Here is a 15,425-nt window from a genome sequence, read left to right on the forward strand (position 1 = left end):
TAGGCTTATAACCACTTTTTATTCTTAAAGTAGATACCAATACCAACGGTAAGGACCACTAAGAAGATTAAAAATAGGCTAAATGCATACGGACTTTCCGTGCCCGGAATGCCGCCCACATTGACACCAAGTAAGCCCGTTAAGAAGCCTAATGGTAAAAACAATGCTGCAACGACCGACATCACATACATACGCTGATTAAGTTGTTCAGACACTTGGTTAGCAATAGTCTGTTGAATAATTTGTGCACGTTCAATTGAGCTGTCTAGCTCTTCTAAAAAGCGAATCAACATATTGGTTGTTTCGTTTAAACGGGCTTTGTCGTCTTCATCTAACCACTTGTATTTGTTGTTTAACAACGTAATAAGGGCCTCTTTTTGTGGCCTTAAATAGCGTTTTAGGGCGATGGTCTGACGGCGCATTTGTGCTAAAGCTTGGTTATCAAAACCTTTGCTTGGCTCATCAATTTCGTCTTCAAATATATCCAACGTGTCATCAAGGCTATCAATGACCCCTTGCATACGCGATGTAAGATTTTGCGCTAATTGACACACAAGCTCTGAAATTGAACATGGACCGTTACCGTCATCAAATGTTGCAACAACATCTTGCACTGAGAGTAAACGGCGTTTGCGGGTTGTGATAATAACGTTTTCGTTGATAAATAAGCGCAAAGACACCATGTCTTCTGGGCTTTGTGCGGGATTTAAATTAACGCCACGTAAAAAGAGCATCGAACCGTTGGTTACTTTTGTTAGGCGTGGACGCGTCTCATCCGCAATCAGGGATGCTAATTCATAGTCAGTCAGTAAATTACTGTCAGCAAGCCACTTTACAGCATCAGCTTGGCTGTAATCCATATGAACCCAAAGTTTTCCATGTTCGGGTTGCCAATTCTCCAGCTCGGTACTATTGTCAATAGCACGTGCACCGCCTTGCTCGTCTAAAATTAAGACATGAAGTAACCCATTGATCATATTGAACTCTCATTTTACAAATAGTGCGATATAGTTGAGTATATACATTAGTATAGTCAAGACTATATTAATGAAATCGATTTATCGATGAGATGAATATATTTTGTTGGTGTTTCTAGCTCTGTAGCGTATAAGACACTTTTTTATAGAGGGCACATTAATGAGTGCAAAAATTATCGTTGGCTGGCGCGAATGGCTAAGCCTTCCTGATTTAGGAATTGATAAAATCAAAGCAAAAGTGGACACGGGGGCGCGTACATCGTGTATTCATGCTTTTGATATTGAAGAGTTTTCAGAAAATGGCGAAAACTGGGTGAAATTCACAACCCAGCCTCTGCAGGATGATGTGGATACTGTGGTCCACTGTCGTGCAAAAGTGATGGAGCGTAAGTATGTGACCAGTTCAAGTGGTCAAAGAGAGCTTCGTTACTTTATAGAAACAACGTTAGTCGCAGGAAGCCAAAGCTGGCCCGTTAGAGTGACTTTAAGTAACCGTTCAACAATGAAGTTTAGAATGTTGTTAGGGCGTACAGCAATGGAAAATCGCATAGTCGTCGATCCGGCTTTATCTCATTTATTATAAAAGGCGCTCATAGCACGCTCAGTGTGTGAGTTTGTCAGTAAAGGTTTTAACTATGAAACTTGGTATTTTATCTCGCAACCAAAACTTATATTCAACACGTCGCTTAATTGAAGCAGCTGAGCAACGTGGTCATGAAGTAAAAGTGATTGATGCATTGCGTTGTTATATGAACATTAATTCTGATCAACCAGAAATTCATTACCGCGGCGAAAATTTAAAAGATTTTGATGCTATTGTTCCGCGTATTGGCTCGTCAGTGACTTTCTATGGGTGTGCAGTATTACGTCAATTTGAAATGATGGGTGTGTTCCCTGTAAATGAATCAGTGGCTATTTCACGCTCTCGCGATAAATTACGTTCATTGCAACTATTATCGCGTAAAGGTGTAGGCATGCCTGTCACAGGGTTTGCAAGCAAGCCTGATGATGTTAAAGACTTACTAAGCATGGTTGGTGGTACACCGGTGGTTATTAAGTTACTAGAGGGTACACAAGGCATTGGTGTTGTGTTAGCCGAAACGCGCAAAGCGGCAGAAAGTGTAATCGAAGCTTTCATGGGCTTAAAAGCGAACATCATGGTGCAAGAGTACATCAAGGAAGCGGGCGGTGCAGATATTCGCTGTTTCGTTTTGGGCGATAAAGTAATCGCAGCGATGAAGCGTCAAGCACAAGAAGGTGAGTTCCGCTCTAACTTACACCGTGGCGGCAGTGCGACATTGGTTCGCATTACCCCTGAAGAAAGAAAAACAGCCGTTGCTGCAGCAAAAGCAATGGGCTTAAACGTAGCGGGCGTTGATTTACTTCGCTCAGCACGAGGACCATTAGTGATGGAAGTTAACTCATCGCCGGGTCTTGAAGGTATCGAAGTCGCTACGGGTAAAGATATTGCAGGCATGATTGTTGATTTTATTGAAAAAAATGCAGCAACGAAAAGAACTGCAACACGTGGTAAAGGCTAAGATTTACAAGCGCTCTAGTAAAAGGAAAAGTGCGTGGCAAAGGTTAAGAAAAATACTCCGTTTTCAATTTTAGGTGATACGGTTGGTGTGGGTGAACGTAAAACGTTTTCTATTGAAGCAGCAAAGCTTTATACCCACTCACCGCTTAATATTCCAATTGAAGTCGTTAATGGGGTCCAGCAAGGGCCTGTGTTAATGGTATGCGCGGCAATTCATGGTGATGAGCTCAATGGTGTTGAGGTTGTAAGGCAATTGCTCGCAAAAATTGAGCCTGAACAATTACGCGGCACAATTATAGCGGTGCCAATAGTGAATGTATTTGGCTTTATCCATAAGTCGCGTTATTTACCTGACCGTCGTGATATGAATCGCAGTTTTCCTGGTTCAACACGGGGGTCATTAGCTGGGCGAATGGCGAATGCCTTTTTCTCGCAGGTGGCAATGCACTGTACGCACATTATTGATTTGCACACCGGTGCGATTCATCGTACTAACTTACCGCAAATTAGGGCTAACTTAAGTGATCCTGATACCGCGGCTATGGCAAAAGCATTTGGTACACCAGCGGTGATAGACGCCTCATTACGCAATGGCTCTTTACGCAGCGAAGCGGCTAATTTAGGTATCCCAGTGATAACCTACGAAGCGGGTGAAGCGTTGCGATTTGACCCCATTGCGATTGCAGCCGGTGTGCAAGGCGTTGATTATGTTATGCGTCATTTAAAAATGGTGCGCGGTAAGCGGGCGAAAAAACTCCCAGAGCCGGTGATTGCAAGTTCAACAAGTTGGGTGCGTGCAGAGGTTGATGGTATTGTCCGTGCGCAAGTATCCCTTGGTGAGCGCGTCATGAAAGGGCAAGTGCTCGCTTATATCAGCAGTCCACTTGGTGATGCTGAGCTTGAGCTATTAGCGCCACGAAGTGGCATTGTAATTGGCCAGCAAACCATGCCGCTTGTAAATGAGGGCGATGCGGTATTCCATCTTGCTTACTTTGCGCATGCGAATAGCTTGGTAGAGCAACAGCTAGAAACCTTTATTGACGAAATAAGCGATATTGAAGACGAGCTTAAAACGGCTGAACTCAATAATTAGTTGCTGACATCGTCAATACATAAAATAAAAGCCGCATTTGCGGCTTTATTTTTTGGGTCCCAGAATACGCTTTGTTGATTGCGTTTTACTCGGAGTCGGGGCTTTATTGAGCACCATTACTGGGCGAGTAACAAAAATATTATTGGGGTAAATAACCTTGTGACCATCGACATGCTCAAGCACCACATTCATCAAGCCCATTTCAATGATACGTCCCTCTAAAAAGTTTGCGCCATCGATGACACGTATCCAATAGCCCACACGACAGTCGTTTTGAATGAACATTAATAAAAAGGCGGTTAAATTACTCAATAACGACCACGCTGCGAATAGGGCGACACCTAACATAGCAAATAGTGATGAACCTAAAACTAATAAACCGCGCAGCTCAATGCCCCAAAATACTAACACTAGGCACAGCATTACAATGGCGAGAATAATGTTTAGTAGCAGTTCTGCACGATAAACACGATGAGGGTCTGCTTTACCTTTGATGGCTTTTAACAGCAGTTTCTTTGTGGTTTTTCTTAGTAATGGGTAAAGTAAAATCGCGATAATCGTCACGATTAAATGGTATTGCTCGTTAAAGAGTGTTTCGAAGTCCAAGGGGGATCCTACATTAATGTTAAGCGTCGAGATTTTAGCTCTTTACTAACCGAATAACACTATCTTAGAAAGTATTTTTAACGGTGACAAGCCATTGCACAGAATCAATGTCGCTGTCCTTTTTGTTGATAGGCGCAGCAATATCGAGGTGAATGACTGTTCCGGCATTTGCTCGACTTGGTGCTAACCGTAAGCCAACACCGATATTTTGCAGTACATTACCATTCGTGCCGTTATCTTTGTCGTTATACCAAGCGCGGCCGATGTCGTAAAAAGCCGCGCCACCGACTTTAAATAGTTGCAGTAAGTCATATTCCCAATAATAGCGTTTTTCGAGACTTACTAAAAAGCTACGATCGCCAATTTGATAATCAAGCGGGTAGCCACGTAAACCATTTTCGCCGCCAAGGGTGAGTTGTTTATCGGCTGTTAGGTTTTTGGCATATTGCAGGCGCACTTTGGCATACCAGCTTTGTTGTAAACTGGTATTCAAATAGTATTGTACTTGGCTACTGGTTATGAGATTTTCGACATCGTCTTGTTCTTCGTTCCAATAACCATCTATATCAGCTTTAAAGCGCCATAGCTGATTATCTCCGCTGTAATGGGCTTTTGACAGAGACAAAGAATAAATAGTCCGGCTGGCATCATCGCTAAAATCTTTACTTGAATAACCCAGTAATGCTTGAATATTCCAGCCAAGATTTAGGTCTTCAGTACGATAAATACTGTCGAAATTTCTTACTTTTACATAATGGTCTTCGAACCATTGCGCACTGATGAACGGGTAACTTAGGCTGCGATCATCTGCGATAGGTAACTGGGTGGTAGCAATGGCTTTAAAGGTGTCTTCACGGTTTTCTATTCCTAAACTGATTCGTTGTGTCCAGCTTCGGGCAAGTTGACTTGAATGTCCAAAGTAAGCGCGATTGAGGGTGGTTTTTTGCTCGAACTCACTGACAACTTCGCCGCGATAATAAAGTGGCTCACGGCGCTGGTCTGAGTAACTGGTTGCACCGTAACTGTAAGGAGTATCAATTGAGTAGAATGGGTAACTAACATCGATGTAATGGCGTTTACCATCATCGTTATCTGAATATTCGAGTCGACCACGGTAGCGACTCGAAAAGATATTAGGGTCATCGTATACAAATAAATACCCGGTGCGGTCTGCATCGTGCGTACGCGAGAAAGACACCCGTTTACCCCAGCCTAAAAAGTTTGATTCACGAAAGCCTATACTTGATTCGTTTTCACCGCCGCTGCGACTAAAGCTAATTTCGGGCAGCAAAGTCCACAAGTCACGCGTAACGACTTTAACATTCACGTTGCCGTCGCAATCAAGTTCAGCATGAATGCGTGCATCGTATAAATAACCTTGTTTACGCAAGAGTCGTTCTGATTCTAGTAACTTACGAGGTTGATAAATATCCCCTTCTGAAAACAGCAGTACACTGTGAATCACTTCGGGTTCGGTTGTCATATGAGCACGATTCGCAAAGCGAAATAACGCGTTGTTTTCTTCTTCAAGTGCGGTATTGAACACATTGAGCTGTTCAAGCTTAATGGAAGTGATTTTGCGGTTATCGCCGGCTTCGGGGAGGGGATTGTCAGTATCGAGCTGGCGACGTAAGTTGTTGTCTTGCGTTTTAAGAGTGCGTTGGTTGTGACAGTAGTTATTATTGTCAGCGAGTACCTGCTCTGCATAGGCATGCGATGTTACGCTAAGTAACACCATTGGTAAAATCTGAGCAACAAAGTGCGACTGCTTAAATCCCATTTACACCCTTAGTTGTTTATTTGCTATGCAACTACTACATACTAAGCGTGAGAAAAAGTCTAGCTTATTATTGTAACTGCATGACTAAATACTGATGAAGTTTTGGCAAAACACTCGCCGCTTCAACGCCTTCAGCGTTTATCCAAACACTTTCGCTATAATGTTCAAAGTTTAGATTAAAACTATGATCTGTAAAGTGAAACCTTAACTGATGACGATCGGCACCGGCATCAAAGTCTGCAATTTTAATTGCGGGGGCGTGCAAAAAGAGGGTAGCCCACAGTTCAAAATCTTCGTCGTTAGGCAGGTCGCGTGAGTTAATGACAATTATTTCATACTCGGCGTCATAAATAAGGTCAGTCATCGTAATCCTAGTGGGCGGCGAGGTAGTCGCGAATGGTGTTTAAAAAAGGAGAACCGTACTTGTTTAGCTTCGTAAACCCCACGCCTGATACTTTTAAAAATTCGCTATCATTGGTCGGCATGAGCTGTGCCATTTCAGCCAGCGTTTTATCATTGAAAACGACATACGGAGGAACGTCATCCGCATCAGCCAATTCCTTACGCAGAGCCCGTAATCTAGCAAACAGCTTTTTGTCGTAATTAAATTGCGCGAGTTTATCTTGATAAACGTGTTTGGCTTGTAAGCGTGGCTCGGCTAATTGCAGGGCGTATTCACTTTTAAGTACTGCACGAGCTGCTTCGGTTAAGCGCAGTGAAGAGCCCTGAGTTATATCTTGGCTTAATAAGCCTTGGTGAATAAGCTGCCTTAAAATGCTCAGCCAAAACTCCACACTGTGATCTTTGCCTATACCGTAAGTGCTCAGCTGGTGGTGATTATTATCGCGGATACGGCTGGTATTTGCCCCGCGCAGCAATTCAACAATATAACCAATACCAAAACGCTGCTCTGCACGATATACGCACGAGAGTGCTTGTTGCGCGACCAACGTGCCGTCAAAGCTTGTCGGTGGATTTAAGCAAATATCGCAGTTGCCACAGGTTTCACGTTTGTACTCGCTAAAATAGTTGAGCAGGATTTGTCTGCGACATGTTTGGGCTTCAGCAAAGCTGGCCATCGCATTAAAGCGTTGCTCTTCTACTCGGCGGCGTTGCTCATCTTCGATATCTTCAAAAAAGCGACGAACGCGTCCTATGTCGGCCGGATCAAAATACATTATCGCTTCAGCGGCTAAGCCATCACGACCAGCACGGCCTGTTTCTTGGTAGTAAGCTTCAACACTTTTAGGAATATCGTAATGCACAACAAAGCGTACATTAGGTTTATTAATTCCCATACCAAAGGCAACCGTTGCTACTACAATTTGAATATCGTCACGGGCAAAACCTGACTGCACAAATTGTCGTTGTTCGTTACTCATCCCCGCATGATAAGCCGCGGCATTAAAGCCTGCATCAGCGAGTTTTTCGGCAACATCATCAACACGTTTACGGCTGGTGCAGTAAATTATTCCACTTTGGTTTTGCTGCTCTTTTAAATAACGCAGCAGCTGCACCATGGGTTTGAATTTTTCTTCGATGGTGTAACGAATATTGGGCCTATCAAAGCTGCCTGTGTGTACGTAAGGCTGATTAAGCTGTAGCTGCTCAATAATATCGTAACGTGTCGCTTTATCGGCTGTGGCAGTTAATGCCATCATCGGAACATGCATAAAACGCTGTTTTAGCTCATTAAGCCGACAATAGTGAGGCCTAAAATCATGGCCCCAATGCGAGACACAGTGCGCTTCATCAATAGCAAACAGAGCGAGTTTTAGGTGACTAAGGCGCTCTAAAAATTCGTGTTGTAAGACTTTTTCAGGTGCAACGTACAACAGCTTTATTTGCCCGTAATGCAGTTGCTGGTACACCGCTTGCTGCTCTTCGAATGGCAGACTGTTGTTAATATAAGCGGCCTGAACGCCCAGTGCTTTGAGTTGTGCAACTTGGTCTTGCATTAATGAAATAAGCGGCGAAATGACGACAGTGACACCATCAAGGATCAAGGCGGGTACTTGATAGCAAAGTGATTTTCCCCCACCTGTTGGTAACAAGACGAGCGAGTCTTGTCCGTCAAGCGCTGCGGCTATAATCGCTTCTTGACCATCACGAAAATCCTTGTAACCAAACACTTGTTTGAGTACGGCTTGTGGTGATCGAACGGGGGTGTTAGTCATTGCGGTATTGGTATTCATCGCCGAGCATTTTAGTGTTTTTTTTGGATGATGTCTGTAGCAATATACCTAAACGACCTCAATATGCAGAATTCAGCGTTTCACAGGTGCTTAATATCAAGGCGTTACTTTGCAACAATGACAGTCCCTTTTAAGAAGTAACAACGATGAGAGTAAGTGCCTGTAGAGCGCCCAAAGGGTTGGTTTAAAAGCGATTTATACTGCGTTATTGATTTTAACAATAGAACCACTATTACTTGCAATCAATGTCTTGCCTAAATCGCTTTTAATTCCAACTGAAACTCGCATCTTGAGGTGGTTTGGGTATACATGGGTTTATTTGCCGCGTTTTAGTTGCGCCAGTAAATAGGCGGCGTAAAATAGTGTTTTTAATCTATAAAGCCTGACTTATGCCTACCAATCTTGAACAGCGAAAAGGGGTAATTTTCGCATGTTTAGCGTTTTTTATGTGGGGCTTAGCACCCATTTATTTTAAACTTTTACAGAATATATCTGCCTTTGAAATCTTGATGCACCGTGTTATTTGGTCGGTGTTATTTTTGTTGATCATTATTGCTGCACGCCATCAATGGCAGCGCATTCGCGTTGTATTAGGTCAGCCTAAGTTGCTCCTAATGCTGGTGGTAACGGCCAGTTTGCTTGGCTTTAACTGGGGCTTGTTTATTTGGGCGGTAAACAATAACCACATGCTCGATGCGAGTTTGGGTTATTACATAAACCCACTTTTAAATGTGTTGTTAGGTATGCTGTTTTTAGGTGAGCGACTGCGTAAATGGCAAGGCGTAGCCGTTGGCCTTGCATTATGCGGTGTATTATTACAATTGCTCAGCTTTGGCTCTTTTCCAATCGTGGCTTTTTCTTTGGCAGGCTCGTTCGCTATCTATGGCTTACTGCGTAAAAAGCTGCCTATCGAATCGCTGCCAGGGTTATTACTTGAAGCGTTAATTTTACTGCCTGTTGCTCTGGTTTACTGGTGGTTAATGGTGCCCACAGGCAGTTCTGATTTTACTGCCAATGATTGGCATATCAATCTGTTACTTATTAGTGCAGGTGTGGTGACCACGTTGCCTTTGCTGTGTTTTACAGGCGCTGCTAAACGTTTGCAGTACAGTACATTGGGCTTTTTTCAGTATATTGGTCCAAGTTTAATGTTTGTGCTTGCAGTGGCATTTTATGGCGAAGTATTTGATGCTGAAAGGGTGATAACGTTTGCGTGTATATGGAGCGCGCTGGCTTTGTTTAGTTGGGATTCGTACCGTCAAAGCCGTAAGCAGCGTAAAGCATCATTAAAAGCAGTGACTAAACCTATTTAATATCAGCTCACTAACTTGTTACGGCCAGTCTCTTTGGCTTGATAGAGTTTTAAATCGGCCTGTTTTATCAGTTCATCAATGCTGTAAACAGGCCCATTATGAAATCCGATAGATAGCGTAAATGTAATGTTGTCACGACTAAATTCCGCGCTGTGTTTTTCGATGAAATGACGGAATTTTTCTAATCGTTGCTGTGCTTGTTGCGGATCATTATCAGCAAAAAAGACAGCAAACTCTTCTCCGCCTAAGCGTCCGACTAAATTATCTTTAAAGTACTTAAGTAGGCACCGTGACAGGCATTTGAGTACATCATCACCTGAGTCATGACCGTACTTGTCGTTAATTGATTTAAAGTAATCGATATCAATCATGCCGAGTGAGACCGATTTTTTTGCCGCGTGTGCCGCTTTTAAATGCTGACTCGCCTCGCCAAAGAAATGGCGGCGGTTAGGCAATGATGTTAGGTAGTCGGTATTCGCTTGTAAGCGAATCGTTTTAATATTTTCTAACATGTCGACGTTTTGGCTTAAGCGACAATAAAACTCTTCGTTATTAAAGGGCTTACTTAAATAATCGTCAGCGCCAGACTTTAAAAAACGCGTTGATAAATGCAAGGTATCTTGTGCTGAAATACCAATTATGGCTTTTTCGTCATTGTTATACAGGCGACGAATTTCGACACAAAGCTGATCGCCATTCATATTAGGCATTTCGTTATCAGTAATGATCACAGAGATTGAGGGGTTTTCTGCTAAGACTCGCAGTGCATCTACGCCATCTACCGCTTCAATAACTTGGTACTTATGTCGTGCGAGTAGATTACAAATGTGACGGCGAGTTGCGGGTGAGTCATCAACCACTAAAACTAATATTTGTTCATTACGCGGTAGGCGAGTCAGTTGTTTTTCTAAGTATTGATAGGCTTGTTTATTTTCTTTGGTGATGTAATCAATGATAGGATGCTTTTCGACCGTGTTTCGGGTTTTTTCGTCTAAATTGCCGGTCATAACGATGGTAGGAATGTCGGCATCGACGCTGCAGGGGATGGCTTCACCGTTGGGTGCATCTGGAAGGATAAAATCAACAACGGCGCAAAAATAGTTATTTTCAGCAATAAGTTGTTTAGCTTCAGCTAACGATGTTGCGATGTCTGCTTCAAACCCGACTTTATGCGCGATATGCTTTTGCACTCGCGCAATAGTAGGTGCATCTTCAATGATTAATATTTTTCTGGTCACGTTTTACCTTGTAATAACTTTACCGCGTAGCGTAAGTTACTACATGTTGTAACTCTAAAAAGTTAAAAAAGCAACTTGCTTACAAACTATCCGACTCAGAATAATAATCAACGCTTTGTGGTGTCGGGCTCGCGATACGAGAACGACCGAACAAAGTATGAAACTTAGTTTTGCAGGTAGTTTGTTTTAGGTATTTTATCCAAGCGCGCTCAATTGGGTTGGTTGCTTCTAGGTTACCTGTGACTACTTGCACAAATTGAGTTTGAAATTCATTTTGTGGTTCTAGGGTTTTGTTGTATAAACCCTTTAGTACAACACCATGCTGTTCGAGAATGTCGGCTTCTAGCAAAGTGAAGTGACCACTACGACCAAAACCGCGTGGGAAGTTTTGATCATCATAAAATTGACGTTGGCTTACGAATGCCTGACGAAGTGATGAAATGTCATTGCTCATGGCTGTATCCTCATACCCTATTTTCTTGCAGGAGTATGGATCAAGTTGTCGATTTTATTAAACAAGTTATTTTTATCGTAAGGGTAAAAAATGGATATCGATTTATTAAAGACCTTTGTTGAAGTGGTGCGCACACGTCACTTTGGTAAGGCAGCTGAAAACCTGTACATTACCCAGTCTGCTGTGAGTTTTCGGATCCGTCAATTAGAGCAAGGTTTAGGCGTTAATTTATTTATTCGTCAGCGTAATAATATACAGCTAACAGCGCCGGGTGAACGACTCTTACCTCACGCACAAATGATTATCACCGGCATGCAAAGGGCTAAAGTCGATGTGGCACTTGCTGATAATATGCATAAGCAAATTAGTTTAGCAGGCACTCCGAATATTTGGGATGCTTTTTTACAGTTTGGGATCACGAATATTGTCTCGGCAATGCCGGGAGTTTCATTGGTTGCTGAAGTGAAGGCGCAGCAAGAGAGCACGCGTTTATTACTTGAGCGCACACTCGATTTAGCTGTGCTGTTCGATCCCCCTAAAGTAGATGAGTTAATTGTTGAGCGTATTTGTGAATTGCCGATCATTCCGGTGAGTGCATACGAAACAGCAAACAGTGAGAACTTTTTTGATAACCAGTATGTGTATGTAGACTGGGGCACCTCGTTTTCGTTATGGCATGCTCGTGAGTTTAATGGTCACGCTCCTCCTTATTTTAGAACCAGTACCGGGCGTATTGCCTTAGACTTAATTTTGAAGTGTGGCGGTAGTGCCTTTATTCCTCAGTTATTAGTCGAGGAGCAGCTTAAAGCGGGTGAGCTATATCATGTTGAAGATGTGGCGCATACCTCGCGAGATGTGTTTGTTGCCTACCACAGAGATAATGAACAAACGCCACTATTAGAGAAATTGGTGACTTTATTGACTGAATTAAAAATTAAAGCTTAAAAAATTTTAAACGATGCTTTAAATAAAATTTTATTTCGCAGTAGTAAGTTACGTTTTTATTTCAGAAATAATTACATTTCATGAAGGTAAATTTACGATTTTATTTCAATTGTCATTTTTCTGTCATTTTTCGCTGGCAAACTGCCCGCATTGAAACACGAGCACGTGTTTTTGTTGCGATTATTGAGGAAACGACATGAAATTTGCAAAGTCTAGCTTATTCTTAGCTTTATTTGGTGGTTTATCTTTTTCAGCATTAGCGGATGTTGATGTGTATGGTAAAGCAAACGTGACTGTTCAATCATCTGACGATGGTGAAGGGTCTTTCACTGAAATCAAAAGCAATAACTCACGTTTTGGCCTGAAAGGCTCTGAAAAAATAACTGAAGGCTTAGAAGCTGTTTATAAACTAGAGTTTGGTGTTGACGTATCTGACGCTGATTCAAAAGGCGACAATGATGACAACATCACTGCACGTAACCAATACGTAGGTGTTAAAGGTGGCTTTGGTCAGGTTGTGATTGGTCGTAACGATACAGCAATGAAGCTATCTCAAGGCAAAATTGATTTATTCAATGACCTTGAAGGCGATATTAAAAATGTATTTAAAGGTGAAAACCGTTTAGGTAATACGATTTCTTACGCATCTAACGATTTCAGTGGCTTTAAAGTGCTTGCAACCTATATTGCAGAAGATGATGTTGATGCAGATAACGGTTATTCACTTGCAGTTACTTACGGTGACGCTCAATTAAAAGACAGCAAACTGTATGCCTCTGTTGCAGCAGATAGTGAAGTGAAAGGCTACGATATTGTACGTGCAACCGTACAAGGTAAAGTCGGCGACTTTAAACTAGGTGCTATGTACCAAACACAAGAGAAAGTGGATGGCAGCGCAGAAGCAGATGGTTACTTGGTGAATGCGGCGTATAAAATGAATAGCAACACGTTCAAAGTTCAATACCAAGTGATTGATTTTGATGAAGGCGATAAGAAAACGGCTATCTCTGCTGGTGTTGATCACACGCTTAGCAAAAACACCAAAGTATTTGGTTTCTACTCAACATTTGATATGGACAATCAAGTGGATCAAGATTACCTAGGCGTTGGTATTGAATACAAATTCTAACCGTTCACACGGATAACTCCCTTATTTTTAGCCCTGCATTGATGCGGGGCTTTTTTATGCGAGCGCGTAATCTGATTTGCCTGCTAACCAACGTGTAATTAGCTTGTTTGATTGCTCTGGGTAATCGGTTAACATTTTAAAGGCAATAGGTCTGACATGGGCCAGCGTTTGTTTGTCGCGATTAAGATCGGCGATTTTAAATTCGGCTAAACCGGTTTGCTTGGTGCCGAGCACTTCACCTGGACCACGGATTTCAAGGTCTCTTTCGGCAATAACAAAGCCGTCATTACTTTCGCGTAATACACCTAAGCGTTTTTGTGCTGTTGCAGATAAAGGCGCGTGATAAAGAAGTACACAGTGCGATGCTATCGCCCCTCGACCAACACGGCCTCTTAGTTGATGTAATTGCGCAAGTCCTAAGCGTTCGGGGTTTTCAATGATAATCAGGCTGGCATTCGGCACATCAACACCCACTTCAATCACCGTTGTCGCGACTAAAACATGAATATTACCCGCTTTAAACTCACTCATAATCGCTTGCTTTTCAGCGGCTTTCATTCGGCCATGTACTAAGCCGACATTTAACTCGGGCAGGGCTTCTTTTAATTGTGCTGCGCTGTCCTCTGCTGCTTGGCACTGCAATACCTCAGACTCGTCAATAAGCGTACAAACCCAATACACTTGACGGCCTTGCGCTGTGCAGGCTGTTCTGACTCGTTGAATGATTTCCTCACGGCGAGTATCTGGAATGGCAACGGTTGTGATAGGCGTTCGACCTGGCGGTAATTCATCAATCACAGAGGTTTCTAAGTCTGCATACGCGGTCATAGCCAACGTGCGTGGGATAGGTGTGGCTGTCATAACCAGTTGGTGGGGATAACAGTCACCAAAACGCCCTTTTTCACGCAGTGATAATCGTTGGTGCACACCAAAGCGATGCTGCTCATCAATAATGATTAAGACAAGGTTATTAAATTCGACCTGCTCTTGGAACAGCGCATGAGTGCCAACAATCATTTGCGCCTCACCCGAGGCTATTTTTTCAAGTGTGGCGGTGCGCTCTTTTCCTTTACTTTTGCCTCCAAGCCATGCGACTTCAATGCCCAAGTTGTTAAACCATTGGCTAAAGTTGATACCATGCTGCTCAGAAAGAATTTCGGTCGGAGCCATTAAGGCAACTTGGTAGCCTTCGCTAATTGCTGTTAGCGCACTGAGTGCTGCAACAAGGGTTTTTCCTGAGCCTACATCACCTTGAACAAGGCGCATCATTGGGAAAGGGTGTTGAAGATCGCCCTTGATCTCTGCCACAACTCGGCTTTGTGCCGTGGTGGGGCTAAATGCTAGTGTCGACAAAAACTCTGTCTCTAGCGGGTTATGAGGCTTTAATGCAATAGCTTTTACACTTTGGCCTTTTTGGCGTAGCTTCAACAAGCTTAAATTTTGTGCGAGCAGCTCTTCAAATACTAATCGTTGCTGAGCAGGGTGAAAGCCTTGCTCAAGCGCCGTTAAATCGACATCGTTTTGCGGGCGATGCAAGGTCAAAAGTGCATCACTTAAGCGCATGCCAGTGGGTTGAAATTGTTCTGGCAGTAATTCTTCAACGGGATATTTAGCAAGTAAAGCTAAGGCTTGGTCGCTTAAAGCGCGGATAGATAGCTGCTTAAGGCCTTCAGTAACAGGGTAAACGGGTGTTAGGGTGGTGTTCGTCGGTTGTTCTGATGGCGTGTCTGACAAACTGTATTCAGGGTGGGTCATTTCAAACCCAACCCGACCTCGGCGTATTTCACCAAAACAGCGAATAATTTTACCAGCGCTGAGCGCATTTTTTTGTGCCGCACTAAAATTAAAAAAACGCAGCGTTAAACGACCGGTGCCATCGTTAACTTGGCAAACTAGCATGCGTCTTTTGCCAAATGTAATTTGGCTGGTTTCAATTGTGGCCTCGACACTCACATGGCTGTGTGGCTGTAATTCACAAATGGGGTGAATGCGAGTACGGTCTTCATAGCGGTGCGGTAAATGAAACAGCATATCTTGCACTGTATGAATCCCAAGCTTAGCAAGGCGCTCGGCCATTTTGGGGCCAACGCCTTTTAATTCAGTTATCGGGTATAACGCTAAGCTACAATGACTCAATGGTGACTCAAATTATTAA

Annotated in this window: 14 protein-coding genes; 6 read left to right on the forward strand and 8 right to left on the reverse strand. The window is 43.0% G+C overall.

Annotated features, from left to right (window positions below):
* Nucleotides 1-5 precede the first annotated feature (5 nt).
* The gene (gene zntB / locus BWD47_RS10990) at nucleotides 6-977 is read right to left on the reverse strand and encodes a zinc transporter ZntB (RefSeq protein ID WP_075593982.1); all 972 of its coding nucleotides are present in this window, start codon (nucleotides 975-977) and stop codon (nucleotides 6-8) included.
* 160 nt (nucleotides 978-1,137) lie between these two features.
* On the opposite strand from zntB, the gene BWD47_RS10995 reads away from it, so the two are divergent.
* From BWD47_RS10995 to BWD47_RS11005, 3 genes are read left to right on the forward strand one after another with little or no spacing between them, the layout of a single operon-like run.
* Entirely contained in the window at nucleotides 1,138-1,560 is a 423-nt protein-coding gene (locus tag BWD47_RS10995; RefSeq protein ID WP_036973081.1) for an ATP-dependent zinc protease, read from the forward strand.
* A 52-nt stretch (nucleotides 1,561-1,612) separates the two neighbouring features.
* On the forward strand, nucleotides 1,613-2,518 hold the full coding sequence (gene rimK / locus BWD47_RS11000; RefSeq protein ID WP_036973079.1) for a 30S ribosomal protein S6--L-glutamate ligase: 906 nt from the start codon (nucleotides 1,613-1,615) through the stop codon (nucleotides 2,516-2,518).
* Nucleotides 2,519-2,551: 33 nt separating this feature from the next.
* Nucleotides 2,552-3,610, forward strand: coding sequence for a succinylglutamate desuccinylase/aspartoacylase family protein (locus BWD47_RS11005; protein ID WP_036973078.1), 1,059 nt, complete (start codon nucleotides 2,552-2,554; stop codon nucleotides 3,608-3,610).
* A 45-nt stretch (nucleotides 3,611-3,655) separates the two neighbouring features.
* On the opposite strand, the gene BWD47_RS11010 is transcribed toward BWD47_RS11005, so the two are convergent.
* The 4 genes from BWD47_RS11010 to recQ form a co-directional block, all read right to left on the reverse strand.
* On the reverse strand, nucleotides 3,656-4,216 hold the full coding sequence (locus BWD47_RS11010) for a mechanosensitive ion channel domain-containing protein (protein ID WP_036973077.1): 561 nt from the start codon (nucleotides 4,214-4,216) through the stop codon (nucleotides 3,656-3,658).
* 64 nt (nucleotides 4,217-4,280) lie between these two features.
* Nucleotides 4,281-5,996, reverse strand: coding sequence for a BamA/TamA family outer membrane protein (locus BWD47_RS11015; protein ID WP_075593983.1), 1,716 nt, complete (start codon nucleotides 5,994-5,996; stop codon nucleotides 4,281-4,283).
* 67 nt (nucleotides 5,997-6,063) lie between these two features.
* A complete protein-coding gene (locus BWD47_RS11020) occupies nucleotides 6,064-6,360 on the reverse strand; it encodes a DUF3630 family protein (protein ID WP_075593984.1) in 297 nt (98 codons plus the stop codon).
* 7 nt (nucleotides 6,361-6,367) lie between these two features.
* Nucleotides 6,368-8,191 (reverse strand): DNA helicase RecQ, encoded by a 1,824-nt coding sequence (gene recQ, locus BWD47_RS11025; protein WP_036973074.1) that lies wholly within the window; start codon nucleotides 8,189-8,191, stop codon nucleotides 6,368-6,370.
* Between the two features lie 389 nt (nucleotides 8,192-8,580).
* On the opposite strand from recQ, the gene rarD reads away from it, so the two are divergent.
* Entirely contained in the window at nucleotides 8,581-9,504 is a 924-nt protein-coding gene (gene rarD, locus BWD47_RS11030) for an EamA family transporter RarD (protein ID WP_065978341.1), read from the forward strand.
* A gap of 2 nt (nucleotides 9,505-9,506) precedes the next feature.
* Here rarD and BWD47_RS11035 read toward each other — a convergent pair whose 3' ends face one another.
* Nucleotides 9,507-10,742 (reverse strand): diguanylate cyclase, encoded by a 1,236-nt coding sequence (locus BWD47_RS11035; protein WP_075593985.1) that lies wholly within the window; start codon nucleotides 10,740-10,742, stop codon nucleotides 9,507-9,509.
* 79 nt (nucleotides 10,743-10,821) lie between these two features.
* On the reverse strand, nucleotides 10,822-11,196 hold the full coding sequence (locus BWD47_RS11040; protein WP_036973071.1) for a DUF413 domain-containing protein: 375 nt from the start codon (nucleotides 11,194-11,196) through the stop codon (nucleotides 10,822-10,824).
* Nucleotides 11,197-11,286: 90 nt separating this feature from the next.
* Here BWD47_RS11040 and BWD47_RS11045 point away from each other — a divergent pair, with 90 nt between their 5' ends.
* Together BWD47_RS11045 and BWD47_RS11050 are read left to right on the forward strand one after the other, a co-directional pair.
* Complete coding sequence (locus tag BWD47_RS11045) at nucleotides 11,287-12,141, forward strand: LysR family transcriptional regulator (protein ID WP_036973070.1); 855 nt, start codon at nucleotides 11,287-11,289, stop codon at nucleotides 12,139-12,141.
* Between the two features lie 196 nt (nucleotides 12,142-12,337).
* A complete protein-coding gene (locus BWD47_RS11050; protein WP_036973069.1) occupies nucleotides 12,338-13,270 on the forward strand; it encodes a porin in 933 nt (310 codons plus the stop codon).
* A 54-nt stretch (nucleotides 13,271-13,324) separates the two neighbouring features.
* On the opposite strand, the gene recG is transcribed toward BWD47_RS11050, so the two are convergent.
* Nucleotides 13,325-15,406 carry an ATP-dependent DNA helicase RecG gene (recG, locus tag BWD47_RS11055; protein ID WP_075593986.1) on the reverse strand — a complete coding sequence of 694 codons (2,082 nt, stop codon included), beginning with the start codon at nucleotides 15,404-15,406 and terminating at the stop codon, nucleotides 13,325-13,327.
* Nucleotides 15,407-15,425 lie beyond the last annotated feature (19 nt).

Source organism: Pseudoalteromonas sp. PAB 2.2 (genome assembly GCF_001938575.1).
In the GTDB taxonomy this organism is placed as follows: Bacteria; Pseudomonadota; Gammaproteobacteria; order Enterobacterales; family Alteromonadaceae; genus Pseudoalteromonas; species Pseudoalteromonas lipolytica.

Coding starts and splice junctions, on each gene's coding strand:
- zntB (WP_075593982.1), bottom strand. CDS start 977: ATGATCAATGGGTTACTTCATGTCTTAATTTTAGACGAGCAAGGCGGT.
- BWD47_RS10995 (WP_036973081.1), top strand. CDS start 1,138: ATGAGTGCAAAAATTATCGTTGGCTGGCGCGAATGGCTAAGCCTTCCT.
- rimK (WP_036973079.1), top strand. CDS start 1,613: ATGAAACTTGGTATTTTATCTCGCAACCAAAACTTATATTCAACACGT.
- BWD47_RS11015 (WP_075593983.1), bottom strand. CDS start 5,996: ATGGGATTTAAGCAGTCGCACTTTGTTGCTCAGATTTTACCAATGGTG.
- BWD47_RS11020 (WP_075593984.1), bottom strand. CDS start 6,360: ATGACTGACCTTATTTATGACGCCGAGTATGAAATAATTGTCATTAAC.
- recQ (WP_036973074.1), bottom strand. CDS start 8,191: ATGAATACCAATACCGCAATGACTAACACCCCCGTTCGATCACCACAA.
- rarD (WP_065978341.1), top strand. CDS start 8,581: ATGCCTACCAATCTTGAACAGCGAAAAGGGGTAATTTTCGCATGTTTA.
- BWD47_RS11040 (WP_036973071.1), bottom strand. CDS start 11,196: ATGAGCAATGACATTTCATCACTTCGTCAGGCATTCGTAAGCCAACGT.
- BWD47_RS11045 (WP_036973070.1), top strand. CDS start 11,287: ATGGATATCGATTTATTAAAGACCTTTGTTGAAGTGGTGCGCACACGT.
- BWD47_RS11050 (WP_036973069.1), top strand. CDS start 12,338: ATGAAATTTGCAAAGTCTAGCTTATTCTTAGCTTTATTTGGTGGTTTA.